This is a genomic window from Nostoc sp. DedQUE09, from assembly GCF_034530915.1.
In the GTDB taxonomy this organism is placed as follows: Bacteria; Cyanobacteriota; Cyanobacteriia; order Cyanobacteriales; family Nostocaceae; genus Nostoc.
Genome location: NZ_JAVRCE010000023.1, coordinates 27056 through 51498 on the forward strand (window position 1 = coordinate 27056; position 24443 = coordinate 51498).

Here is a 24443-nt window from a genome sequence, read left to right on the forward strand (position 1 = left end):
GCGTCCGCGAGTAAAAAAGTCTTATTAATGGAGTTCAAAGACTCATTAACGGAGTTCTGAGCCTCATTAATGGAGTTCAAAGACTCATTAACGGAGTTCTGAGCCTCATTAATAGAGTTCAAAGACTCGTCCATCAGTAAAAAAGACTCATCTATGAATTTTAATTTATACCAAATTACAATTACAAATCATTCTCCCTCTGCCTCTTCAATCAGCCGCCAATCAAAACAGTGGGATTACCTTTGATAATTTTATTCGGTGGCCCTAATGCTTCTATAATAGTGTCGCCCATCCGAGAGGCAGGCAGATTGTTAATCAGCACTGTTTGGCTACCATCAATCACAACCCCAGGGCCGTGGGGAGGTAAGGGTAAAGGTGTGGCGCAATTATGAATATCAGCACCAGCAGCAGCAGCACTGATTGCACTACCCATAGTAGCTGCTGATGTTGCCTTTGTAGTTTGTTCAGCAGCTAAGGCAGCAGGTGCCCCTGGTGTACCAGCCGCCGCAAGGGTAGCAGCCTCAGCCGCTTGGATAGCTGCATCAGAAGTGGTTTTGGCAGACTGCAAACCTGGTACTGCGGCAGCAAGCACACCTCGCCACGCAGGTAAAGACCCAATCAACACATTGGGACTACCCGGCCCTCCTGTTAAAACTGGGGGTAAGGGGTGCGCCACATTGTCGGTAATTCTTGCTGCTGGTCTACCCATGACAACCTCCTATAGTGTTTTTCATTAAAAGACTTGCAAAAAATAAATTATTCCAAATTATTTCTAGAATTGTAGGGGCGCAAGGCCTTGCGCATTGGTGTCAACTTAACGTAAAAACTAGTCTAGACATAGCTTTGAGAGATTATCTCGTTGTCTCGTTCCCCTGCTCCGACTGGGAATGCCGTCCTAGAGGCTCCGCCTCAAGACTTGCGGTTCTGCCGCAATGATGTGCATTTCCAGCCAGAGGCTGGAAACGAGGTCTGAAAAGGGTTTCAGCTTAAGTTGACACTAATGGGTCTTGCGCCCCTACTTGCTACAATTTCGTCGAAAATTACGTTAGCGTAGCGGTAGCGAGTCCGTGAGCGTCATTACGAATTAATTAAGTCGAATCAACGCACCTTTGACTGTAATCGTACCGTTAGCTGAAATATCGATATTTCCGGCAGCATCTAATGATATATTACCTGTTGATTTCACTGAAATAGATTTAGCCATATCGTCCATTTTGATTCTATGACCGCCTTTGGTTTCAATCTCTATACACCTTTGACTGTCATTGAGATATATTTTGTGACCGTATTCAGTTTCTACACGAATACCTTTTTTGCTAGTTCCTTTATCTTCTTCAACAAACTGTAGAGTATGACCTACACGAGTTTTAATAGTGCGTAATCTTACACCACTTGTAACTGAATCCCTTACCTTTTCTGGTGGTGCATCCTTGCCATTCCATACCCCGCCAATAACGTAGGGACGGTGGATATCGCCATGCTCAAAACCTACTAAAACTTCATCGTTTACCTCTGGTAAACAGTCAAAACCTCTATTTTGACCTGCTCCCACAGCTACAACTCTCGCCCAGTCACTTGTATGTTCTTCTGTGAGCGTGGGAAACTTAACCTTCACCCTACCCCATGCCTCTGGGTCTTTGTTATCAGTCACAATTCCTACTAATAAAGTTTCAGATGGCTGGAGACGTTTTTCTGGAGATAGAGTTGTGAATAAGCTACCAGAACGTAGTCCCCGCACGCTGAAATAAGTTTCATAAACGCGTTGACTGAAGAAATGGCGGGTTTCTGTAACATAATACTTACCACTATAGCGATCGCCCATACCCTGAAGATTAATAACCCGTCCCGGTCGAATCTCAGGATTCCCTTCTGCTTTGGCATCTGCATAAACAAATTCTCCCCCTAGTTCATCACACAAAGCCTGAGCCATCGTATCTGCTTGTTTTTTACTGGCAACAGGTTTATCTACAACAATCATTTTGGGAGATTTAAGATTAGAAAATGCATTACTAGTACTACTTCCTAGCTGATTACCTGTCTCGGTTATTTGCTTTTCTTTCTTGGCTGTTCCACTAATCAATTTTTTCTGGGTATAGTCCCAGGCGCGTACTTCTACAGAACTTATCTGTTCAGCACTAGTAACGCGAGTACTAAATTTATTAATATCAACTAGCCATTTTAGTGATAAAGCTAACTGAGTTTTTGGTTTGCAAAAATTTAGTTTTTCTTCGGTAATAAATAACTCAAAACCAATGCGGGCAGCCCTTTCTCGCAAAAACTCCATATTGGTTTGATTTTCTTGAAAGACATACTTATGAACTTCACCAGTTGCCTCTATATTGCCAGGCTTTATGCCTACTTCTTTAACTATTTGCTTGACTATATCGCTATCAGTTTTATTTAAAAAAGAGCGATTATAACGACCTCTATGCAGACGATGAGAAATATCATAACCGCGAACAATGATATCAGCTTCAGATTTTTCATTGAAGTGAACTTCCATCGCTGTAATTTCGCCTTCAATAAGGAATTCTCCTACCTCCTCTTGAAAATTATTATCTAGAGTCGTACTAGAAGTAAAACCCAATTTAACTTTTTTCCCAATTTTAAATAAAGGGTCATGTCGCCAAGCTTTGTTTTCTGGTCGGTCAGATGCGGGAATATAGCTATTATGTATGACTAACGTAAACATTGCTGGTAAATGAAGGCTTTCTTCGATTGTGATTTGCAACACATCCTTCATTAATTCCGGAGAAGCCTGTTTTCCATCTATCTGTATTTTAGGTTCGCTTAAATAAAGGCTTTTTTTAGGAGGCATAATTATTACTTTATAACTTATGAAATGTTCAAAGCAGCCTTTAATGACAAAGTAAATACTCATTTAGGACTTACTTACACATTGACCATTATGTGAAGAGCCAGCTTGTTAAACTAAAAGTCTTACCTTGCCTCGTTCCCAGGCTGTGCCTGGGAATGCGTTCAAGTAGGCTCTGCCTACTTGTTTGACGGGAGGCAGAGCCTTCCATAAGAGCATTACAAGGCAGAGCCTTGTAACGAGAGGTAATCCACAGTTGGCTGTCTTTGTCAATGGGCAAGTTCTATAATTTATCACTTTACTTATTTTGTCTTACTCAGTGTTTGTCCTTTTTGATCTCCCGCACGAGCATCGCCTTTAGAAGCAGATTCACGTCCTCCAGGAAGGTTATTCTTATCTACTTCTTGCAAGGCTATATCTACTAGTGCCCTTACTGGTGTACCATCACTCAAAAACATATTTAAAGTGTAGGTTAAACTCGTGATTACACAATAAAAATACTCGTTTCCCCATGTAAATATATAAACAGGTGGTCGTTTATCAGTTGCTTTACTGATAGTTTCTACACCTTTCTTAATTTTATCTATATATTTTGTCATCACCGACTCTTTTGTTTCATAAGTATCATAAAGTAACTGTTTGAGCGTGAATTTGTAAGGTTCAACGCCAGAAAAGTTGACTTTTGGAAGTAGAGTAGTTCCTCTATTACCATCCTTACTTTCCCACTTAACAGTCCGAGCGAAAGTAATATCTGTAGGATTAAACATTAATTCAATATCTGGCGCTTCACCGTTATAAGCTACAAGTTTGGCTTTCTCAAGCTGCGGTTGACGTTTTTGAATAACAATAATTGCTGGACTTGCCATTTGAGTATTTCTCCAAAAATTAATTCTTGAATACAAATTTACCAAAGTAATCTACCAGAGGAACCACCATGACGTTCTCGCTCAATTTCTATCCGTTGTCGTAATCTGCTATAAACTTCACGAGCTAGAGCTTCAAGATCGGCTGTATTATCTTTATCATCTTCTTGAGAAAATGAGGATGCGCTCTCTATAGTCTCAGTTACTGGTGCTATTTCTCTAGATATGTCGGGTAGAGTAACTTCTCCACCATCAGCAAAGCCTCTAGGTGAAGGAAGATGTTTAGCAAAAACTTGTGGTGATTCTGAAGCATGAGAAAATTCATAATTTTGGCTATTAGATTCTCCATCATTAAAATTAAAGCTAGTGAATTCATCATCATTTCCATTTAGTAAATCTTCCACACTTGACCATTGAGAATGTGTATTTGACCATTGGGAAGATGTATTAGTGCTAGAATTTGTTTTTCGGAAAATCAGGGGAGGCGATGAGTATTTAGGTGAGTCCTCACCTACATCAATTGTTTCATTGTGAAGGGTATGAATCTCTGGAGAATTGAGAATAGAAAGTTTCTGTTTACTAATATTTAACCCCAAGGAAGAAGGAATTAAAGAATTGGATATCTCAGGTGAATCAGTCTCAGCACTTTTTAGCTGTAATGAAGTGTCTGGAAAAGAATCGACTTTAGTCGGAGTCTCTGGAGAAATTGTTTCTTCTGGTTCTGTAGGATTGGGTGTCTGTAAACTTGGAAGAATAATATCCTGCGGTGTTCCACCCGTGTTGATGTGATGTAGTAGGGGTAGATTCTTCTGTGCATCCCTGGTATTAATGACAAACTCCCCAGGCGTAAGCATTGCAGGTACAGTATCGGAAGATGCTATCTGCTGACGATTTTCAATGGGGGAATCTGTTACGTGGCCACCAGTAGCATAACCTTTAGGTGCTGGCAAATTTTCTGCGATCGCATTTTTCTCAACTTGAGGTAATGTGTTTACCTCTTTTTGTGGGGAGGTTGGATTATCTGAAGTATCCACAAAGGTTGGTATTTCAGGATTTTCTTCATTTGTTACCGCAGAGGTAAATTCTGATTCTACTATTTGTTCATTGTCAGTAATTTCCCTGAAAATACTCGCTGTTTCACTAATCTCAAGCGATATAGCGGTAAGTGGTGCGATCGCAGTTTCAACAATCTCAGGCGATATAGCGCTAACTACTGGCGTTTCAGAAATCTCAGTTGATGTGGCGGTAAGTGGTGCGATCGCAGTTTCAACAATCTCAGGCGATGTAGCTGTAAGTGGTGCGATCGCAGTTTCACCAATCTCAGGCGATATAGCGTTAATTATTGGTGTTTCACCAATCTCAGGCGATGTGGCGGTAAGTGGTGCGATCGCTGTTTCACCAATCTCAGATGGTATGGCGGTAATTATTGGTGTTTTATCAATTTCAGATGATGTGGCCAAAAGTGGTGCGATCGCAGTTTCACCAATTTCAGGCGATATAGCGGTAATTGTTGGTGTTTCACCAATCTCAGGCGATATAGCGTTAATTATTGGTGTTTCACCAATCTCAGGCGATGTGGCGGTAAGTGGTGCGATCGCAGTTTCAGCAATCTCAGGCGATGTATTGGTAATTATTGGTGTTTCAACAATCTCAGGTAATGTTGTACTAATTGTTGGTGTTTCACCAATCTCAGGGGATATAGCGGTAATTGTTGGTGTTTCAACAATCTCAGGTGATGTAGCCGTAAGTGGTGCGATCACAGTTTCACCAATCTCTGATGATGTAGGAGTAATTATTGGTGTTTCGGAAATCTCTGGTAATGTGGCGAAAAGTGGTGCGATCGCAGTTTCACCAATCTCAGGCGATGTATTGGTAATTATTGGTGTTTCACCAATCTCAGGTGATGTGGCGGTAAGTGGTGCGATCGCTGTTTCACCAATCTCAGGCGATATAGCGCTAACTACTGGCGTTTCAGAAAACTCTGGCGATGTGGCGGTAAGTGGTGTGATCGCTGTTTCACCAATCTCTAATGATATAGGAGTAATTATTGGTGGTTCGCCAATCTCAGGTGATGTAGCCGTAAGTGGTGCGATCGCTGTTTCACTAATCTCAGGTTGCGTGGTGATAATTGTTGGTGTTTCAACAATCTCAGGTGGTACTAAAAGGGGCTGACTTTCTGTAAACTCGCTATTAGTACTCTCAACATAGCTGTTACCTTGCAGTGAAGTCAGATTTGCTGAGACATCTGAGACATTAACCACCATACCAGACTGTGATTCTGAAATTACTAACGGTTCATTATTATCAGAGTTTCTAAATAAACTAGGTGTGTCTTCAATATCGACTGAGGTAGGTGTTAACTGAACAGGTATACTTGCTGGAGATTCACTTGAAACACTAGAATCAATTTCTTGTTGTAGTGCAATAAGATTTTTGGCAATTGAAGACTCAGGATTAGGTACAGCAATATGCGCCTCTACAGTATTTTCCTCATTCGCCCAAGGATGGAGTAAAGTAGGTGCACCATCAAGATTAGGTGAGGTTAGTGCTGACGGCAAACCTAGAGAATTATCAACGACAGCATCATCCAGTTGCAATTTAGGTATTTCCAAATTAGCCTCAACAGACAGAGGCTCATCTGATGTTAATAAGCTATTTTCCTTACCATTAATATTAACATTATTTTGAACAATATTCTTAGCCAAAGATGATTTCGCTGCTTTCTTAGGTTTGGGTTTTAATTTTTTGTCAAGTGGCTTTTGAGATTTATTTGCTTTTTTTGATTGAGATTTACCTTTAATATTTAATTGTTGCGAGGTATCATCAATTGTTTTATCAATCCGGTTTGGCAGTATCTCTGGAATACTGTCTTTTGCTAGTTCACCAGTATTAACAGGACTATTTTCAGGTAGAGCTATTGAATCAAAAGAATCAGATTCAAATAATGGCAAATCACTATTTATATCTTGATTATCCCAACTATCCCAACCTATTAATGGTTGTATTGATGGTTCATTTTCACGAGATAATAAAAATTTAGAGGATTTAACTAATGGTAGCTGAGTTGGTATGGGACTAATAAAATTACTTCTTGAATGCAGAGAATGAGACTGTTTTCTCAATACCATTCTATCAGGAATAGATAAAGATGATATTACCCCAAGGGGCTGAATATTGTTTCCTAGCGGAGATTGAATAATTTGCATAGTTATCGTTTAAAAATAGCCAATTAGCTAGAAACGAAATATCCACTTTTTTGATTCCGTTGTACAGAAGTGCCTCCTCCTGTAGTTCTTGCAACTTGTAAGCCTTCATAAGCTAAAGTTAATTCTTCAATGGCAACTGCCTTTCCATCTGCTTGGAGTGCAGGTGTTTTCCAGGTTATAGGAATAGCACCAATCAAAGTCCAACTCATCATCGTTTCACCGGCTTGATTGAAAATCAGAATATTGACATTGCGTCGAGATGTTTTCTTCTGTTCATCAAAAACTGCATTCATCCAGTTCCAAAAACCTGGATGATCGGTAACTCCACGTTTAAGAGTTATGTCTGCAAATTCTGTATGACCTAAATAAATTCTTTGTTGGTCGTTAACACCGCCTTCCTGAAAAATATTTTTCTTAATTTGAATACTTAATCCTGTGCATTCAGCAAAAGAGGCAGCAATCGAACTGTCTATTTCTACGTAGAAACGATTAGTCGTGACATAATTTAATTCGTGAGTAATGTTGCCGTTATTAGCGCCTGTAGCCATCACAACCACCTTTGAGAATTATAATTACCTAGCCTTTCCCGCTGTGATCGCAAATCTTCTAGCAAAAGTTTATATACGTGTTCTGTGAGTTGGTTCATCAGCAGTGAATCGTTGAGATATTTATTTGCCGTTTTAGCCGCCTTGCTAGCATCAGATGCAGCCGGAACCCCGGCGTAGCCAGCAGTACCGCCAACATCTCCATCGAAGGTGAAAAAACTTTGTTGCTGTTTTGAGTCCATAAATAAAAAAATCTCCTTAAATCCAGGCTAAAGGTACTGCATCAGAATCAAAAGTAGCCAAAAGTCGAACTTACTAGAAGCGCAAGACCTTGCACCCCTACTTCGCTGGAAGTCCCTTAGAGGAATTGTGTTACAAGTGCGTAGGCGTAGCCCCAATACGGTTCGGTTAAAGGGCAAAGGGAAAGGGGGAAAAAACTTTTAACCCTTAACCTTTAACCTTTTCCCCAAAGGTAATTCTGAGTTCAAAATGCTTATCCGAACTGTATTGGGCGTAGCCCGCACTTCTCTACGAGACGCTGCGCGTAGCTTGCTTCCATGAAGTGATACGACAAGCTCGTGGCCATCGGAGACATCGCTGTAATATCGATGTAAGTAACAGCGTACTATTTATCTAACTACTGCTTGGGCATCTGGAGAATAATGAGAGAACACGTCAGCCGACAGAAAAAACTACTACATTAGACCTGTTGCAAAAGTCCCTAACACCCCACCCCCTCCCCGCAAGCGGGGAGGGGAGACAAAGCGTAGCTTTGGCGGGGTGGGGTTCTTTCTTATTTTTGATTTATGCAAGAGGTCTATTCATTTAGCTGCAAAATATCTCTTATTTACACTGTTTAACTTTAAAGCAGACGACAAGTGTATAGATTCTTCATGCATAGATGAGAAAGAGAAAAAAGCGATCGCTTAATCTTTAATCCTCGCAGTTGCGCCTTTAACCCTCGCAGTTGCGTCTTTTATCCTCGCAGTTGCACCTTTTATCCTCGCGGTTGCGTCTTTTATCCTCGCAGTTGCGTCTTTTATCCTCGCAGTTGCGCCTTTTATCCTCGCAGTTGCACCTTTTATCTTCAAAGTTGCACCTTTAACACTCATCATTCTACTTTTGAACTTAAAGCTTGCACCTCAGAATACAAATTGTCGAGTTAAAAGGGCGTAGGTTTAGCCCATCGGAGACATTACTCAACCTCTGAGCTTAACTAATAAGCTATTTTTACTCATCTAAACGATGTGCGATCGCATTCAGCAACTCCTCAAAGTCTGATGCACTGTGAATATCAGGGGTAAGCATGTTCATATCTTTTAGCAGGTTGGTTAGTTCCGCGATGGTGTTGCGAATCTCGGTGTATTGGTCAATTTCTTCACGAAATCCCTGCAAATTAGCTGCGGAAACTCCTTTCATAGCTTCATCTAACTCTTTAATTTGGTCTTCCCAATGCTTAATATATTTAAGTCTTGCAACAGGTTTATAAATTTGGGCATCCGCTAACACAATCGGGAAAATCCGATTATAAAATTCTCCATTTTTAGCAATTTGTACTAGCTCAAACATACAATTGGGAGACTTTAAATACTTATCACTAATAACTGCGATCGCACATTTACCGCGTCCAATTCGTTCCATGAAGGATTTGATTAGTCCTTTGTAGCCCAAATCGCGTTTATCACGGATGATTTTGATTCCTTTTGCCTGGAAAGTCTCATCCAGTTGATTGACAAATTGCTCACTTTCTCCACCCCAAGCATAAGAGATGAAAATTTCCTTCTCGAATTCCATTGCAGATTGACTATTCATGATAGGTTTTTCTTCTTGATTGCTACCTCGTAACCGATGCGTCAATGATTCATCTCGCTTTCGTTCCAGTTCCTTTTGCAACTGTGTAACCTGGGGGTTGAATTCCTTATCTGGTCTATCAGTTTGGAACATGACATCATCAATTAACCTGCGGACATCTACCATTTGGCGGGTTTTCCTGCATTGAATCAGGTAAGCATTATCATCTAGGAACTCACGCAGTTCGTTCAGAGGATAACTATAAGGAGTTTGGCTTCCTTTACATTTTTCGCAGTTACAAGGAACTAGGGTTTCATATTGCAAACGTTCGTAAGAGTTGTGGATTTTTTCGAGTTCATGGGTGATGACAGCCATCAATTCTTTTTTGCGGTTTCCGGCTACACGGATTTTAATTTCCCGTTGATTATAGTTTTCAATTATTTCAGCACGGGTTTGGTCTTTGTTGAGAACAACACCGTTTTTCCAAACTAGTTTTTGCTGTTCAATCCAAGGGTGCGTCTCAACAATAAAGCGGGTAATGATGCCTTTGGGCATGAATGTATAGGTGTAGCGCAGGATTAGGTTGTGGCGATCATCCCACGTATAATCAGCTTTTTCAATGGAGAGCAATTGAGGTGCAATATAGGTGTCACCACGATCGCGGATTTCGTAGCAAAGCTTGAACCGCATCATTAATCGCAGGAGTTCATCGCGCATATCTGCATATTCGTCGTCTTGCCAAATATCTTTGAGGTTTTCTTTGGTAAAACAACCTAGCTCTTGCTTGACAGTTTGACTGTCCAAAACTTTGTAGACGGCAGTTGTCCCCCATTCCGGTTTGAGGATGACGTAGTGTTTGAGTGTAGAATCGTCTTGAAAGTGAAGGCAAACGCCGAGGTCATGTAAATAGCTACTCAAGCGCAGCATATCTTTACGATCAGTTAAATTATTGACTCGGCAAAGGTTACAGTATTCTTCAAAGCTGATGTAATTTCGGGAATCATTCTCTAGGGCACCTCTGACTCTTACCCAGAGTTTTGGTAGAGGTGTACCAACATGGTCAAGATTGCTGATATAAAGCTGAATAGCCTTTTTAATTTCTGCCAAACCGCGATTATCAGCTAAATTGGTTGCCAGAATTTCTTTGAAGTTATCAAATTCTCCTCGTAACTGCCCCCCATCGATTTCGCACTGACGACCTTGTTTTTCGTTTTTGATGATGATAACTGGACTTTTGTTGCTCAAGAGTTCGACAACTTTTAGCCACCAGTAAAAATCAGTGTTTTCTTTACGAGTGTCGGCAACTAAGGCATAGAGAGAACGCTTACTGAGGAAAAACTGATGTGTTTGATGGTAGATTTCCTGACCGCCAAAGTCCCAGATGTTAACGCGAAAATCTTTGCCATTAGGCTGTGTAAAGTTCCACTGGATGACTTCAATACCTTCAGTTGATTTTTCATCTGGCTGGAGTTCGTAGGTTTCATTGCTGATTTTCTTGGCTAAAGAGGTTTTACCGGCTCCTCCTTCGCCAACAATCAATAATTTTGCTTCGTAAAAGGGTTCGGTTTCGGCTGGATCTTGCACCCGAAAATAGAAATCGAGAATTTCATTCACATCACCTGGATCTTTATATGAATTCTTCGGCCCTAAAATCTCAGGTGGAATAGGGACTGGATTCCAACGAAGATCCAGTAATTGCAGGTTCACCAGTTGAACAATTTCCTTTGGCAGACTGCTCAGTTGATTGTAGCGGAGGTCGAGCGTTTGCAGGTTGGTGAGTTGGACAATTTCCGGTGGCAAACTGCTCAGTTGATTACTGAAGAGGTAGAGCTTTTGCAGATTGGTGAGTTGGATAATTTCCGGTGGCAAACTGCTCAGTTGATTATTGAAGAGGTAGAGCTTTTGCAGATTGGTGAGTTGGATAATTTCCGGTGGCAAACTGCTCAGTGGATTACTGCCGAGGTAGAGCGTTTGCAGGTTGATGAGTTGGATAATTTCCTTTGGCAGACTGCTCAGTTGATTACTGCGAAGGTTGAGCGTTTGCAGGTTGGTGAGTTGGATAATTTCCTTTGGCAGACTGCTCAGTTGATTACTGAAGAGGTAGAGCTTTTGCAGGTTAGTGAGTTGGATAATTTCCTTTGGCAGACTGCTCAGTTGATTACTGGGGAGGTTGAGCATTTGTAGGTTAGTGAGTTGTCCGATTTCTGCTGGTAGACTGCTCAGTTGATTCCAGCCGAGGTCGAGCGATCGCAGATTGGTCAGTTGTCCAATTTCCTCTGGCAGCGTTGTTAAACCTTTGCCAGAAAGGTCTAATTCTGTCACCTTGTCTCTAGCAGCTTGTTCAATAATTTGCAGCAGTTCTTCGTTAGTCATTTGGGGTTTTACAGAGGCGATGCCTGACAACGAGTTGCTGCTTGGACGCGCAGCAGAGAAATTGAGCTAATTAATAATGTAGCCTGTATGAAGTATTGAATTCAGGCAATGTGCATCGTCGTATCACAAGCTCCAGATGACATCATATTTTACGTTAGAGTATAGTTTTAGACGACATCAATTTTTAAAATGATGTTTATACTTAGAACTCAGTAAATGAAAGCAGGTGCATAATGAAACTACAAGATTTTTTGGGAAAAGATGAGAAATGGTCGTTTGATGCGATCGCTGAAGATGAAGACTTGGCTCGTCAGATTCAGGTATTGTTAATCGGCTTAGGTTTGCTAGAACCTCCAGCCGATGGTAAATTTGGCCCTGTTTCTGTGATAGCTCTCAAAAAATTTCAAGAATTAACAAAAACTGAAGAGAGTGGCTTTTTAGGAGCAGTCACAGCCAAAAAACTGATTGAAACCAAAATAGACGATCTTCCTAAACCCCCCTTAAAACTAGGCAATGATATCGCTAGTAAGATTGTGAAATATATGCTTGCCAAAGATTATCAGGTATTTACCAATCCCAAAGAATACAACATTGTTTATGTAGAGGGCGTAGATGCAGACTGGACTCTCAACAGTGATACACCCAATCAATTTAACGATCGTCGCATTGTTATTGAAGTAGTAAATGGTGTTCCCAAAATCGTAGATCACTGGGAAGCGACTACAGAACCAGGGAGGTACTACACTTATAATCCAATGAATCCCAAAGGAGCAGCTAGGATTCAGTTTGGACAATACAAAGCTTGGGCTGTTGGCACCCACGGCACAGCAGAGCCTCACGAAGCGTTAGTGCAAGTTGGAGATATAACAGTTTGTAGAGATTTCAACAGAGATTTTAAACGGACTGGCGACAAACTTGATACAGGTGATAATTTTTACGTTAATCAACACTACGGCTTTGATTTCCCTCGGAATGATATTCGCCTTGCTAGCGCAGGTTGTTTAGTGGGGCGTACCCGTGAGGGACATAGAGAGTTTATGGCAATTATTAAACAAGACCGTCGTTATGTCGCTAATCGCAAATATGTTTTCTACACTACCGTAATTCCTGGGGATGATTTACTGTAAAGGTTTCCAGGATGAGGTAATGGTTAATTGGTAGCATTTATTGTTGTGATGCAACGTTTAGTAAGGTAGCAGATTTGTGCTACCTTACTTTGTCTAACTTTGTTCTTGTGGTTGTCCTATTTGTGCCGTCAATTTCTCTTTATCCAGCCTGCGTTTTTTGGCGTAAAGTTGAATAGTGACTGCCATCAAAATAATCATGGCGAAAATAGCCCAAGCAGCAATATCTGTAGGTAGATTATTTTTAAACACAGCCAGCAAGACGATCGCTACTAACATAACTGTAGGCGCTTCATTTAAAGCCCGTAATTGCTGACCACTCCAGCGACACTCATCTACTGCTAATTTCTTCATCAGCCGAGCGCAGTAATGATGATAGCCAATTAAAATAGCCACAAACAGCAGTTTGATATGCAACCATCCTTCTTTTAAAACATCCGGTTCAGTACTTACTAAACCGATGGCCATTGCGATCGTCACGAACATTCCTGGGTTAGTGATGATAGAGTAAAGGCGCTTTTCCATAATTTGATACTGATTTTTCAATATCGTTCGTGCTGGTTCCGGTTCTTCATTAGCTTCAACGTGATAGATAAAAAGACGTACTAAGTAGAACAAACCAGCGAACCAAACTACAAATCCGACAATATGAAAAGCTTTAAACCATGAATAAGCCATGAATCATAATCTCCTTTACTTGTGGTTGCGATCCTTTTGTAATGGTAATAAAAAGTAGTCAGGAGCCAGAATTCTGAATTCAGAATATTCCATCCGTTCAAGGATGAGTTTTAACAAGAAAAACATTTTAATTCTGCCACTCAATCTTCCATTTAGTGGACTACAGTGATGATTTTGCACCCTCTACTAATTAATTCTGATTCCTGAATTTTGACTCCTGAATTTTGACATTCATTTTTATAATATCGATTTTTGCCAGAGCTATATTGTCAATGAGCATCTTTACGACGCACAAAGGGTAAAAGGTCTTGCAAAATCGCTTCGTGATAGTGTTCTTGAGGATAATGCCCAACGTTATTAAGTTTTATTAATTCAGTATTTGGTACGGAATTGGCAAAGTTTTCGGCAATGTCTACAGGTAGCCAAGGGTCAATCATACCCCATTGAATCAGAATTGGTTGTTGCCATTCTTTAAAGCCAGTTTGTATTTCTGTCATTGCAGAATCAAGCTGTAAATTGCGAATACTGGCTAAGAGACTTCGACCAGACGAAGAAGCAGTTAAAAATGGTTTTCGATAAATATCTAAATCCTTATCTCCTATGCGATAACGGCTTCCGCCTTCTAGCGTCCGATCGACTAATAAAGGGTCTTGGGTCATGACTTCACCAGCCAAAGGTAAACCCATTTGTTTAATTTTCCAGGGTAATTTGGCAGCAGTTGAAATTGGTGTATTTAAAATAGCTAAATTGGCAATTTGTTCTGGATGACGCAAAGCGTATTGTAGTCCTACAGAACCTAAAAATCCTTGGACAACTAAAGAAAAATGTTCAAGTTCTAACGCTTTAATAAATCCTTCTAAAGCTGTGATAAAAGCATCGGGAGTGTAGGCAAAATCTCGTTTTTCTGGTTTTGCAGAAAAGCCGTAACCAATCCAATCTGGAGCGATCGCTCTTGTCCCCTGATTCGCCAACGCAGGTATAATATGACGCCAACTGTAACTTTGTGAAACTAAGCCGTGTAGCAACAACACAGGCGCTAAGTCACTTCTGCCGAGTGGTAAAGATTCCCGATAAAACCATTCCAGCGAATCTACATTGATTTTATGTTCTGTTATTGACACGTTATTTTCCTATATTGGGCATCCCTTCGGCTTACTTCGACTACGCTCAGTACAAGTCGCTCAGGGCAAGTGGGCATTGAGTTGTTTGTTATTCTCCTCCTGCTCCTCTGCTCCTTGGTCACTGAGCGTAGCCGTTCGCGGAGCGTCTCGTAGAGAAGTGCTGCTCCCCCTTATCCCCCCATTCCCTGAGAAATAATCATCTCACGAATCGCATAAGCTGTAGCGGGTGCTAGCAAAACGCCGTTGCGATAGTGCCCGGTAGCTAGGAGGACATTACTAAACCCTGGCAACTTCCCGATAACTGGGGCTGGACGACCTTCTGGACGGGGACGTAACCCTGACCAAGTGCGGAGAATAGTTGCTGTGGCTAATTCTGGACAAAATGCGATCGCTTGTTGTCTAACAGATTCTAATAATTCTTGATTTGGCGGTATCTCATCGTCATTGCTAGGAAATTCCACTGTTGCGCCTATCCAATAATCTCCACCGCCCACAGGAACAATATGCACATCGTTACCCGTTATCGCTGGCTGGAAATCAGGATTGCCTAATGGATGCCCCACACGCATTTGCAAGGCTTGCCCAAGTACGGGGCGGATATCAATTATCTGATTTAATTTTGCCGTCAGTGGGGTTGAACCTAACCCTGCTGCAATTACAAACCAATCTGCGGCTATTTTTCCTTCTGTAGTCTCAAGTTGATGGCAAAATTCAGGTGTTGAGATTGGGGCATCCAAAACAGTCACGCCAAATTTGAAAGTTACACCATTTTGCTGGGCAGCTTCAACTAAAGCTAACGTCAGGGCAGTTGGATCGATCTGGCGGTCTTGTGGAGAATAGACAGCGCCAGTGATTGTTTCGTTATTAATTTGAGGACAGATATTCTGGAGTTTAGCGGTGTCCCAAATTTCTAAATCCCAGCTTTGAGAATGACGAATTTCTACTAGTTTTTCCCATGCTGACATCCCCTCTAGGGAGGAATCAGACAAAAGCATGAGAATTCCCTGACGATTAAAAGGAATTTTGCGACCCGTTAAAGCTTCTAATTCAGGAATCAAGATTTCATAGCGTTGGATGCTAGTTTGCCGCATCTGCCAAGCTTTACCCTTGATTTTTTGGCTGATTACGCCCATCAAAACGCCAAGTGCAGCGCCGGTGGAAGCTTGTGCTGGTGGTTGGCGATCGCAAACTGTAATTTTCAGCCCTTTTACTAGACTCAGTTCGTAAGCGATCGCAGCCCCGACTACACCACAACCGATAATAACTACATGACTCATTGCTATTTTGAAGCGGAGATGGGAGAGATACGGGAGATGAGGGAACAGGGGGAGCAATTTTTACTCTCCCTCATCCTCCTCATCCCCTTTGCTCATCTTACCTTGCGCTTAACTTGCCTCTGCTTCACTGTTGGTCTTAGGAAGCAGTTGGAGAAATTTATCAATCTCTGCGAAAGCAGCTTGGGATTGATTCAAGGCAACTAGAGGATTGCCAGCACTAGTAGCTTTATCAAGTTTAACCAGGTCGTTAAACAAATCTCGCGTTATTTGACGTGCTTTGGGTTGGTCATTGGGTAGAAGGTTAGGAGTGACATAAGTCAGGTTCAGCCTTGCTTCTGTTATCGGCCCATGTATAAAGTTACGCACATTGATCCAATCACCTCTTTTAATTAGGGTTGTCAACTCTTGTGAGCGATCGCGCACAGCCTGAATTTCAGGAACATAAGCCTGAATTTTTTCAAGTTGTACTGCTGTGTAAGTCGGAGGTGCTACCGCAACACCAGGGCCACCACAACTAATCAGGAATGTGGCCAATAGTACTAGGAAAAATGAAAAAATCGAGCGTTGACGCACCATATATTGAACTTGATTGCTTTTTATTTACCGATTCACAGTGTCATTTTAGATCGCTAGCGCAGTTAATCGTTCTTGTCAGCCAAGGATTTTGCAGAAAATCTTGATATTTTTTCCAAAGGACAGAGTTATCATCTGCTTTTGAGTAATTTTTAAGTACAATTACTTAATAGGTGTTAGGCAGTCCCAACAAGAAGCGATTTTTGGCTTCTGTTAGTAGCGAAAATTGTTAGGGAAGTATGATTTAGAGTTGCTAAATCTCAAAGGTCTTGATAAGCTGAAACACCAATAATATAAGCCTTCTGGCGGTTTTTCTGTCTTCACATCCTTGAAGATGCCGACGCGATATAGGAGTGTTTTTTAGTGAACGCAGCTGAACAGGCAACGAACCTTGAACTCGCCAGCAACATAGCTACGGTAGTTAATTTGTTCAAATTCGAGTTTCCTGATGCCAAATCTGATCTCAAACCCTGGAAAAATGACCCGGAAACTAGGGAATTAGTCGATCCAGATTCTATAGATATTGGCTTTCACTTTCCTGGTATTAGCAAATCTTGGCGAAGTCGCAGTATTTTAATTCAAATCCGATTTTATCAAGACCCCATCAATAATTCCCGGCGGGCGATCGGTGTGGAGGTAGCTGGATTCGATCATCGTGGTGAAGCGTGGCGACTTTCTACGGTGGAAAACTGGAGTGTTGTCGGCGTATCTTCGCCTTCTAATGAAATCGAGGATAAGCTCAAACAAATTTGCCGACAGATTTTAGAAGTTTTTAATAAGCCAAGTGATTGAAATCAACTTGTGTCAAAGAAAGTAGTGAGGAATAATACACAATTATTAATTCGTAATTCGTAATTCGTAATTCGTAATTAAATAAATACAACCCCCTTGATTCATCAATGGAAATATAAAAACGCGTAGTATCATTATTTCAAGCCCCTAACTTCAGGTATGGGGTAAAAATTACGAATTACGAATTATAAATTACGAATTATTGTGACCACCGTAATATTTGTACATGGCACAGGCATTAGGGAACGAGAATACAACGAAACTTTTCAGATAATTGAGCAAAAGATTCACGCCCAACGTCCTGATATCAAAGTTTCTCCCTGCCTTTGGGGTGTATTAGGTGCAAAGTTCAATGATAATCGGGCATCAGTACCCTTGGAAGATGCGACACTGGCTTTATCTCAAGGAGAAGAAGACGCAGAGATTGTACTGTGGGGTCAATTATACCGCGATCCTCTGTATGAATTACGGCTGTTGTCTTTGAAATCTGTTGAGGCAGGAAATCCATTTGGGGAAGAACCAGGGGATATTTTACAATCTCGTGTAGCAAGTCTCACTCCGGGATCTCAACTGGAAGCTAAGTTGCAAGAGGCGGGAATTGCAGAGGTATTTGAGCCAGCACGAGAGGCGGTTATCCACAGTGAACCGTATGAACGCGCGTTGCTCACAGTTTCCGAATCTGATTTGAGTGAATATTATGCACCAATAGCTAGAGCAGTTGTGGCTCAAGCAATGTTTATTAGCGAACAGCAAGAAAAATTTCCCCCCATACTCACTGATGCCCAATTGCGCGATAAAGTTGTGGAATTGCTGACTTTGGCTTTGACAGAGGCGGAGTTAGGATTGGGTGGCTGGTTATTAAAGCCATTTGTTGAACTAGCGCAGCACGGCGGAACAAATTATGTCAGAGGAAACCGCCTTGAATTAACTGATAAAATTTCGCCTATGCCTGGTGATATTTTGTTGTATCAGACACGGGGTGAAAAAATCAGGGCGTTTATCCAGGAACAAATTGCCCAAGCAGAACCGCCAGTAGTTTTAATCGCCCATAGTTTGGGAGGTATCGCTTGTGTAGATTTGCTAGTGCAGCAGCAGTTGTCTCAGGTGGAATTATTGGTAACAGTTGGTTCCCAAGCACCATTTTTATATGAGATTAACGCCCTCTACAGCTTAGAATATGGGCAGTTATTACCAGAGCATTTCCCGCAATGGTTGAATATCTACGATTTACGAGATTTTCTCAGTTACGTGGGTAAGAATATTTTCCCTGATAGAGTGCAGGATGTGCGAGTGGATAGCAGACAACCATTTCCCCGTTCCCACGGTGCTTATTGGACAAATGCTAAAACCTGGGAGGCGATTATTTCAAGGTTGCCATAATGCTTTACTTTTTACGGCGGAATATAGAAAAGCTCTCTCCCAACCTCTCCCCTACAAGGCTACGGTGTACAAACAAGTTAAATTACCCCCCTCAATCCCCCCTTGCAAAGGGGGGAAGCCGGAAATCTAATTCCCTCCCCTTTGCAAGGGGAGGGTTAGGGTGGGGTAAAAACCAGATTTGTAAACGACTTCAGACTTGTGTGTACACCGTAGCCTCTACAAGGAGAGAGGCTTTAAATTTTCCCCCTTCTTTACTGGGGAAGGGGGCTGGGGGATTAGGTCATTTTCCCCAACACGTGAGAGGCTAGGTTATCATGCAGCTGATGGCTAAACCCGATCGCACATTTGGGTTAATTGTGGGTATTGAAAAGTACCACGAAACTGCTTGGAACGTGCCAGGTGGAGGGCCAGCCAATGACGCGCTGAAATTTGCTCATTGGCTGCATCAGCACGGTGTACCGAAAGAGAATATCCGGTTATGTTTATCAGCGCTGGAAGAAAATCATCAGTTAATTGGGGAATGTGGGTTGACTGTAGAGTTAGCAACAGAGCAAAATATCTCCAACATTGTGACTAACTTTTTATCCCCAAAGTCGGGGGATTTACTCTACATTTTTTGGGCGGGACATGGTTTGATTACCTCAGAACGAGAGCGTCGGTTGCTTTGTGCTGATGCCAATAAACAGAATTGGCAGAATTTAGATTTAAATTCTTTATTAGTTTTGTTGGGTTCCGATAAATTTCAGATTCGTAATCATATTTGTATTATTGATGCCTGTGCCAATTATGTTTTAGAGTCCAAGGGAAGACCAACTAACTTAGGTGGCAAAGCTTTTTTAAGTGGTCAGCCAAAGCAAGATAGTCAACAATTTGTGTTACTGGCTACGCGAGAAGGAGAACAAGCTAAGGTAAATTCGGAAAATAAAACAGGATACTTTTCTCAAGCTGTGAGAGAGGCTTTTGCAGCAGCTAATGGGACTTTTCCCCCGAATATGAGGGAAGTTACTGAGGCAGTTAAGCAGCGATTTATTAGTTTAGATAAAAAACAACTGCCGACTTATTTTTATTCCCGCAGTTGGGATGGAGATATTGAAAAATCTCATTTCAACCCGTTTGATATACCGCATAATATCCCACAGAGTCAAGCTCGTAAGTTTGTTGGCAGAGATGAGCAAATAGAGCAATTGCATCAGCTATTACAAGTAAATGATGTTGTGGCTATTACCGATGTGACTGGACAAGGTGGGGTGGGTAAAACAGAGTTAGCTATTCAATACTCATGGCAATATTTAGAAGATTATTCTGGGGGGTGTTGTTGGTTAAATCCCCAAGGTATTGATTTGGGAACCCAGTTAGTAGAGTTTGGAGTTGTGAATTTACCTAACTTTAATCCACCGGATGGTTTAAGCCTAGCAGGTCAACTTGCTTATTGCTGGAAGAAGTGGCAAGCTGGCAAAGTTCTATTAATATTTGATGATGTCAAAGACTGGAAACTAATTCAAACCTATCTACCACCTAAAGGTTCTCGGTTTAAAGTGTTGATTACCACTCGTCTAAATACAGGGTTAATATATCAATCACTGCCATTAGGTAAATTGTCAGTAGAGGGAGCTTTAGAATTATTAACAACTCTACTGGGAAAAGATAGAGTTGAGAAAGAATTAGAGTTTGCTAAAGGTCTTTGCCGATTTGTGGATTATGTACCTATTGGACTTTACCAAATAGCAGCACAGTGCCGAGAGCCAGGGAGAGTATTATGCTAGCAGACATCCTCGCACAGCTACAAAAGCAAGCATCAGCAGGCGAGTCTGGTGTAGTAGCAGCTTTTGAGTTGAATTGGCAAAGCTTGGAACTAAAAGCGCAAAAATTAGCTTGTCTGTTGAGCTTGTTTGCTTTGGCTCCTATCCCTTGGTCTTTGGTAGAATCGGCAGCAAGTTATAGGCATTGGGAATTTGACTTAAAAGCTAACTGCGCTGTTTTAGTTGAGCATTATCTGCTACAAGAATTGGCAGATGACACCTACCAAGTTCATGAACGCATTCGGGAATTATTGCAGCAGAAGTTAGAAGAGTTAGCGGAAGCAAACGAACTCAAGCGTGGCTATTGTCAAGCAATGGTAGCCGTAGCAAAAGATATTCCTGAGACACCCACATTGATAGACATTGCTCAAGTAACTTTTGCCATCCCTCACCTTGCCGAAACTACTATAGCTTACCAAGCTTGGTTAAACGATGATGATTTAATCTGGCCTTTTGTAGGCTTGGCTAGATTTTACCAAGGTCAAGGAGCCTACGCGCAAGCTTTACCTTGGCGTGAACAAAGTTTATTCGCTGCTAGAAAACGTTTTGGAGATGAACACCCCGATGTGGCAACTAGTCTGAACAATTTGGCATTACTCTACGAATCACAAGGAAGGTACAGCGATGCCGAACCTTTGTATATCGAAGCTTTGTCCATGACAAAACGCTTGCTAGAGGATGAACATCCCTCTGTGGCAACTAGCCTGAACAATTTGGCAGCCCTCTACGAATCACAGGGAAGGTACAGCGATGCCGAACCTTTGTACATCGAAGCTTTGTCCATGAGAAAACGCCTGCTGGGGGATGAACACCCCTCTGTAGCAACTAGCCTGAACAATTTGGCAGGACTCTACTTCTCACAGGGAAGATACAACGATACCGAACCTTTGTACATCGAAGCTTTATCCATAAGAAAATGCCTGCTGGGAGATGAACATCCCGATGTGGCAACTAGCCTGAACAATTTGGCAGCACTCTATAAATCACAGGGAAGGTACAGCGATACCGAACCTTTGTGCATCGAAGCTTTGTCCATGAGAAAACGCCTGTTGGGGGATGAACACCCTGATGTGGCAGTTAGTCTGAACAATTTGGCAGTACTCTACCTTTTACAGGGATGTTACAGCGATGCCGAACCTTTGTACATAGAAGCTTTGTCCATGAGAAAACGCCTGCTGGGGGATGAACACCCCTCTGTAGCAACTAGCCTAAATAATTTGGCATTCCTTTACTATTCACAGGGAAGGTACAGCGATGCCGAACCTTTGTACATAGAAGCTTTGTCCATGACAAAACGCCTGTTAGGGGATGAACACCCCGATATGGCAGTTAGTCTGAATAATTTGGCACTACTCTACTATTCTCAAAAACGCTACATGGAAGCAGAACCCTTATCACTGCAAGCGATACAACTAGATAAGCGAATCTTAGGAGAAAAGCATCCCGATGTAGCTACTGATTTGCACAATTTAGCTTTAATATACCGCGCCCAAAAACGTTACAACGAAGCAGAAGCATTATTCTTGCAAGCTTTGAAACTTAAGCAGCATCTACTTCCAGAGAATCATCCTCTTTTGGCAGATACTATTTACGCTCTTGGTTATATGTATAAAGTTCAAAAGCGCTACAATGAAGCAGAATCATTGTGCCTCAAAGCATTAGAACTTGATAAAAACTTGTGGCGAAATAACCATCCCAGCATTGCGAAAAGCCTCAATAATTTGGCAGAACTTTACCATTCACAGGGAAGGTACAGCGAAGCCGAACCTTTGTACATCGAAGCTTTGAAGATCGCTGAAAAACGCTTAGGGGCAAATCATCCTGATACAATAACCTTTCGTGAAAATCTGGAAGACTTGCGGCAAAATCGTCAGCCTTGATTCAGGAGAATGGTTGCTTTTGTCTGGCGTTGGTTTCAGTAATTTAGGTAATGTCCACTGGCTGCATTACCCGCCTGAGACTCAAATCCTAGTCTAATAAGTAGGCAACATAATTAATTACAGAATGTCATTACAAATACAGTGAAGCGGAATAGTGCGATCGCAATACCTAAAACTACTTCTCTACGATATGCTTTGCGAAGGGTGCGATCGCAATTACTGTAAATATTTTTATTTTTCTACTTAATGAGCCTCTGAACTCCGTCAACGAGTATTTTATCTCCGTCAACGAGGCTTTTATCTCCGTTAACGAGTATTTTATCTCCGTCAACGAGTATTTTATCTCCGTTAACGAGGCTTTTATCTCCGTCAACGAGTATTTTATCTCCGTTAACGAGGCTTTTATCTCCGTTAACGAGTATTTTATCTCCGTCAGCGAGTATTTTATCTCCGTTAACGAGTATTTTAGCTCCGTTAACGAGTATTTTATCTCCGTCAACGAGTCTTTTAGCTCCGTTGACGAGTCTGTTTTCATTGATCAAATCCCCGATTTCTTGAAGAGGTCGGGGATCTAAATCTAGTTTAAGTAAGTAACTCAGCATCCAGGTTGTCGGTGCGTTAGCCTACGGCATAACACACCCTACGAAACTACGACGCTACCAGTTACCTACAGGTTGAGCATCATGAGAAAACATTGAAGGATCGATTGAAATGCCCAATCCTTCAGCTACACGACGACCATAAGAAACATCTGCCCGGAAGAAGTGGCAAAGTTGGCGCATTTGGATGTCCTGCCTTGCTTGACTTAGACTGCCGACGATATTTTTAGCAAGACGCTCTTGCTGTTCAGGAGTTAGTAACCGATACAAATTACCTGCTTGGGTGTAATCGTCGTTTCCTTCACGATGATTGTAGCGATCAACTGTGACATCGCCCAAATGGTTAGGTGGTTCTGCATAAGCTGGATTTTCTTTGGGCGTACCCTCAGCACTATTCGGTTCATAGTTAGGAGCGCTACCGTGGTTGTTCCCTGATGCCATAAAGCCATCTCGCTGATAATGCATCACTGGACATTTGGGTTGATTAACGGGTAGTTGCTGATAGTTACCACCCAAACGATACCGTTGAGCATCTGGGTAAGAAAAAATTCGAGCTTGCAGCATTTTGTCTGGAGAGAAACTAACGCCAGGAACTACTGCACTAGGGCTAAAAGCGGCTTGCTCTACTTCGGCAAAATAATTCTCTGGGTTACGATTTAGCTCTAATATCCCGACTTCAATTAAAGGATATTCTCCTTGTTTCCAAACTTTGGTCAAGTCAAAAGGATTGTCAGGATGTTTTGCCGCTTGCTCCTCGGTCATCACCTGAATACACATCCGCCATTTAGGATAATCTTTGTTAGCGATCGCTTCAAACAAATCATGAGTTGCATGATCGGGATCTTCGCCCTTAATCTTAGCGGATTCTTCCTCTGTCAAGGTTTGATGTCCTTGCAAAGTCTTAAAGTGGAATTTACACCAAACGCGATCGCCCTGAGCATTAATTAAGCTGAAGGTGTGGCTACCAAAACCGTCCATGTGTCGATAAGTTTTGGGTATTCCTCGATCTGAAAACAGGATTGTCACCTGGTGAAGCGATTCTGGACTGAGTGACCAAAAATCCCACTTTGCATTATGGTCTTTGCGATTGGTTTGCGGATTGCGCTTTTGGGTATGGATAAAATCAGGAAACTTGAGGGGGTCGCGGATGAAGAAAATAGGGGTATTGTTGCCTGTAATATCCCAGTTGCCCTCTTCAGTGTAGAACTTGATGGCAAAACCTCTAGGGTCACGCTCGGCATCTGCTGAACCTTTTTCTCCTCCAACTGTAGAAAAGCGCAGAAAAACTTCCGTTTTCTTGCCAATTTCAGAAAAAAGTTTGGCTTTACTGTAGCGAGTGATGTCATTGGTGACAGTAAAAGTACCATAAGCAGCCGCACCTTTAGCGTGGACAACGCGCTCAGGAATACGTTCTCTGTTGAAATGAGCCAGCTTTTCTATGAGGTGGAAATCCTGCATTAATACAGGGCCACGCGCTCCAGCTGTGAGTGAGTTCTGATTATCGCTAACTGGAATACCGTCAGCAGTTGTCAAGTTTTGGGGTTCAGTCATGGGTAAAGAAGCTCTCCATGTAAGTTACTCAGATTGCCCACACTACATTTTAGTAAGTAGATGAATGCCTACTGAT

The 24443-nt window shown here is 41.8% G+C and carries 19 protein-coding genes; 5 read left to right on the forward strand and 14 right to left on the reverse strand.

What is annotated here, in order from left to right; translation table 11 throughout:
- Positions 1–211: 211 nt before the first annotated feature.
- The 8 genes from RMY27_RS16370 to RMY27_RS16405 all read right to left on the reverse strand — a co-directional run bounded on the left by RMY27_RS16370 (position 212) and on the right by RMY27_RS16405 (position 11593).
- Positions 212–709, reverse strand: a complete 498-nt coding sequence (locus RMY27_RS16370; RefSeq protein WP_322664908.1) for a PAAR domain-containing protein — start codon at positions 707–709, stop codon at positions 212–214.
- Between the two features lie 375 nt (positions 710–1084).
- Complete coding sequence (locus RMY27_RS16375; protein WP_322664910.1) at positions 1085–2818, reverse strand: VgrG-related protein; 1734 nt, start codon at positions 2816–2818, stop codon at positions 1085–1087.
- A gap of 299 nt (positions 2819–3117) precedes the next feature.
- Entirely contained in the window at positions 3118–3681 is a 564-nt protein-coding gene (locus RMY27_RS16380) for a hypothetical protein (RefSeq protein ID WP_322664912.1), read from the reverse strand.
- Positions 3682–3719: 38 nt separating this feature from the next.
- Positions 3720–6884 (reverse strand): hypothetical protein, encoded by a 3165-nt coding sequence (locus RMY27_RS16385; RefSeq protein WP_322664914.1) that lies wholly within the window; start codon positions 6882–6884, stop codon positions 3720–3722.
- A 23-nt stretch (positions 6885–6907) separates the two neighbouring features.
- Positions 6908–7432, reverse strand: coding sequence for a phage tail protein (locus RMY27_RS16390; protein ID WP_194041166.1), 525 nt, complete (start codon positions 7430–7432; stop codon positions 6908–6910).
- Positions 7432–7671, reverse strand: a complete 240-nt coding sequence (locus RMY27_RS16395) for a hypothetical protein (protein ID WP_322664916.1) — start codon at positions 7669–7671, stop codon at positions 7432–7434. The genes RMY27_RS16390 and RMY27_RS16395 overlap by 1 nt, the downstream gene beginning before the upstream one ends.
- A 684-nt stretch (positions 7672–8355) precedes the next feature.
- Positions 8356–8544: a hypothetical protein gene (locus RMY27_RS16400; RefSeq protein WP_322664918.1), complete on the reverse strand. Its 189-nt coding sequence runs from the start codon at positions 8542–8544 to the stop codon at positions 8356–8358.
- A gap of 115 nt (positions 8545–8659) precedes the next feature.
- Entirely contained in the window at positions 8660–11593 is a 2934-nt protein-coding gene (locus RMY27_RS16405; RefSeq protein ID WP_322664920.1) for a COR domain-containing protein, read from the reverse strand.
- 233 nt (positions 11594–11826) lie between these two features.
- Between RMY27_RS16405 and RMY27_RS16410 the strand changes: the two genes are divergently transcribed.
- A complete protein-coding gene (locus RMY27_RS16410) occupies positions 11827–12720 on the forward strand; it encodes a peptidoglycan-binding domain-containing protein (protein WP_322664922.1) in 894 nt (297 codons plus the stop codon).
- 93 nt (positions 12721–12813) lie between these two features.
- Here RMY27_RS16410 and hemJ read toward each other — a convergent pair whose 3' ends face one another.
- The 4 genes from hemJ to psbQ form a co-directional block, all read right to left on the reverse strand.
- A complete protein-coding gene (gene hemJ, locus RMY27_RS16415; protein WP_322664923.1) occupies positions 12814–13395 on the reverse strand; it encodes a protoporphyrinogen oxidase HemJ in 582 nt (193 codons plus the stop codon).
- Positions 13396–13664: 269 nt separating this feature from the next.
- On the reverse strand, positions 13665–14516 hold the full coding sequence (locus RMY27_RS16420; RefSeq protein WP_322664925.1) for an alpha/beta fold hydrolase: 852 nt from the start codon (positions 14514–14516) through the stop codon (positions 13665–13667).
- Between the two features lie 170 nt (positions 14517–14686).
- Positions 14687–15793, reverse strand: coding sequence for an FAD-dependent oxidoreductase (locus tag RMY27_RS16425; protein WP_322664927.1), 1107 nt, complete (start codon positions 15791–15793; stop codon positions 14687–14689).
- Between the two features lie 108 nt (positions 15794–15901).
- Positions 15902–16369 carry a photosystem II protein PsbQ gene (psbQ, locus tag RMY27_RS16430; protein WP_322664929.1) on the reverse strand — a complete coding sequence of 156 codons (468 nt, stop codon included), beginning with the start codon at positions 16367–16369 and terminating at the stop codon, positions 15902–15904.
- Between the two features lie 360 nt (positions 16370–16729).
- Between psbQ and RMY27_RS16435 the strand changes: the two genes are divergently transcribed.
- From RMY27_RS16435 to RMY27_RS16450, 4 genes are all read left to right on the forward strand, one after another.
- Entirely contained in the window at positions 16730–17158 is a 429-nt protein-coding gene (locus RMY27_RS16435) for a hypothetical protein (protein WP_322664931.1), read from the forward strand.
- 204 nt (positions 17159–17362) lie between these two features.
- Entirely contained in the window at positions 17363–18538 is a 1176-nt protein-coding gene (locus RMY27_RS16440; RefSeq protein WP_322664933.1) for a hypothetical protein, read from the forward strand.
- A gap of 314 nt (positions 18539–18852) precedes the next feature.
- The gene (locus RMY27_RS16445; protein WP_322664935.1) at positions 18853–20301 is read left to right on the forward strand and encodes a caspase family protein; all 1449 of its coding nucleotides are present in this window, start codon (positions 18853–18855) and stop codon (positions 20299–20301) included.
- Positions 20295–22217: a tetratricopeptide repeat protein gene (locus RMY27_RS16450; RefSeq protein ID WP_322664937.1), complete on the forward strand. Its 1923-nt coding sequence runs from the start codon at positions 20295–20297 to the stop codon at positions 22215–22217. Before RMY27_RS16445 ends, RMY27_RS16450 begins: the two co-directional genes overlap by 7 nt.
- 239 nt (positions 22218–22456) lie before the next feature.
- Here RMY27_RS16450 and RMY27_RS16455 read toward each other — a convergent pair whose 3' ends face one another.
- Positions 22457–22759 (reverse strand): hypothetical protein, encoded by a 303-nt coding sequence (locus tag RMY27_RS16455; RefSeq protein ID WP_322664939.1) that lies wholly within the window; start codon positions 22757–22759, stop codon positions 22457–22459.
- A 114-nt stretch (positions 22760–22873) separates the two neighbouring features.
- The gene (locus RMY27_RS16460) at positions 22874–24367 is read right to left on the reverse strand and encodes a catalase (RefSeq protein ID WP_322664941.1); all 1494 of its coding nucleotides are present in this window, start codon (positions 24365–24367) and stop codon (positions 22874–22876) included.
- Between the last annotated feature and the right edge of the window lie 76 nt (positions 24368–24443).

Coding starts and splice junctions, on each gene's coding strand:
- RMY27_RS16370 (WP_322664908.1), bottom strand. CDS start 709: ATGGGTAGACCAGCAGCAAGAATTACCGACAATGTGGCGCACCCCTTA.
- RMY27_RS16375 (WP_322664910.1), bottom strand. CDS start 2,818: ATGCCTCCTAAAAAAAGCCTTTATTTAAGCGAACCTAAAATACAGATA.
- RMY27_RS16380 (WP_322664912.1), bottom strand. CDS start 3,681: ATGGCAAGTCCAGCAATTATTGTTATTCAAAAACGTCAACCGCAGCTT.
- RMY27_RS16385 (WP_322664914.1), bottom strand. CDS start 6,884: ATGCAAATTATTCAATCTCCGCTAGGAAACAATATTCAGCCCCTTGGG.
- RMY27_RS16390 (WP_194041166.1), bottom strand. CDS start 7,432: ATGGCTACAGGCGCTAATAACGGCAACATTACTCACGAATTAAATTAT.
- RMY27_RS16395 (WP_322664916.1), bottom strand. CDS start 7,671: ATGGACTCAAAACAGCAACAAAGTTTTTTCACCTTCGATGGAGATGTT.
- RMY27_RS16400 (WP_322664918.1), bottom strand. CDS start 8,544: ATGATGAGTGTTAAAGGTGCAACTTTGAAGATAAAAGGTGCAACTGCG.
- RMY27_RS16405 (WP_322664920.1), bottom strand. CDS start 11,593: ATGACTAACGAAGAACTGCTGCAAATTATTGAACAAGCTGCTAGAGAC.
- RMY27_RS16410 (WP_322664922.1), top strand. CDS start 11,827: ATGAAACTACAAGATTTTTTGGGAAAAGATGAGAAATGGTCGTTTGAT.
- hemJ (WP_322664923.1), bottom strand. CDS start 13,395: ATGGCTTATTCATGGTTTAAAGCTTTTCATATTGTCGGATTTGTAGTT.
- RMY27_RS16425 (WP_322664927.1), bottom strand. CDS start 15,793: ATGAGTCATGTAGTTATTATCGGTTGTGGTGTAGTCGGGGCTGCGATC.
- psbQ (WP_322664929.1), bottom strand. CDS start 16,369: ATGGTGCGTCAACGCTCGATTTTTTCATTTTTCCTAGTACTATTGGCC.
- RMY27_RS16445 (WP_322664935.1), top strand. CDS start 18,853: ATGCAGCTGATGGCTAAACCCGATCGCACATTTGGGTTAATTGTGGGT.
- RMY27_RS16450 (WP_322664937.1), top strand. CDS start 20,295: ATGCTAGCAGACATCCTCGCACAGCTACAAAAGCAAGCATCAGCAGGC.
- RMY27_RS16460 (WP_322664941.1), bottom strand. CDS start 24,367: ATGACTGAACCCCAAAACTTGACAACTGCTGACGGTATTCCAGTTAGC.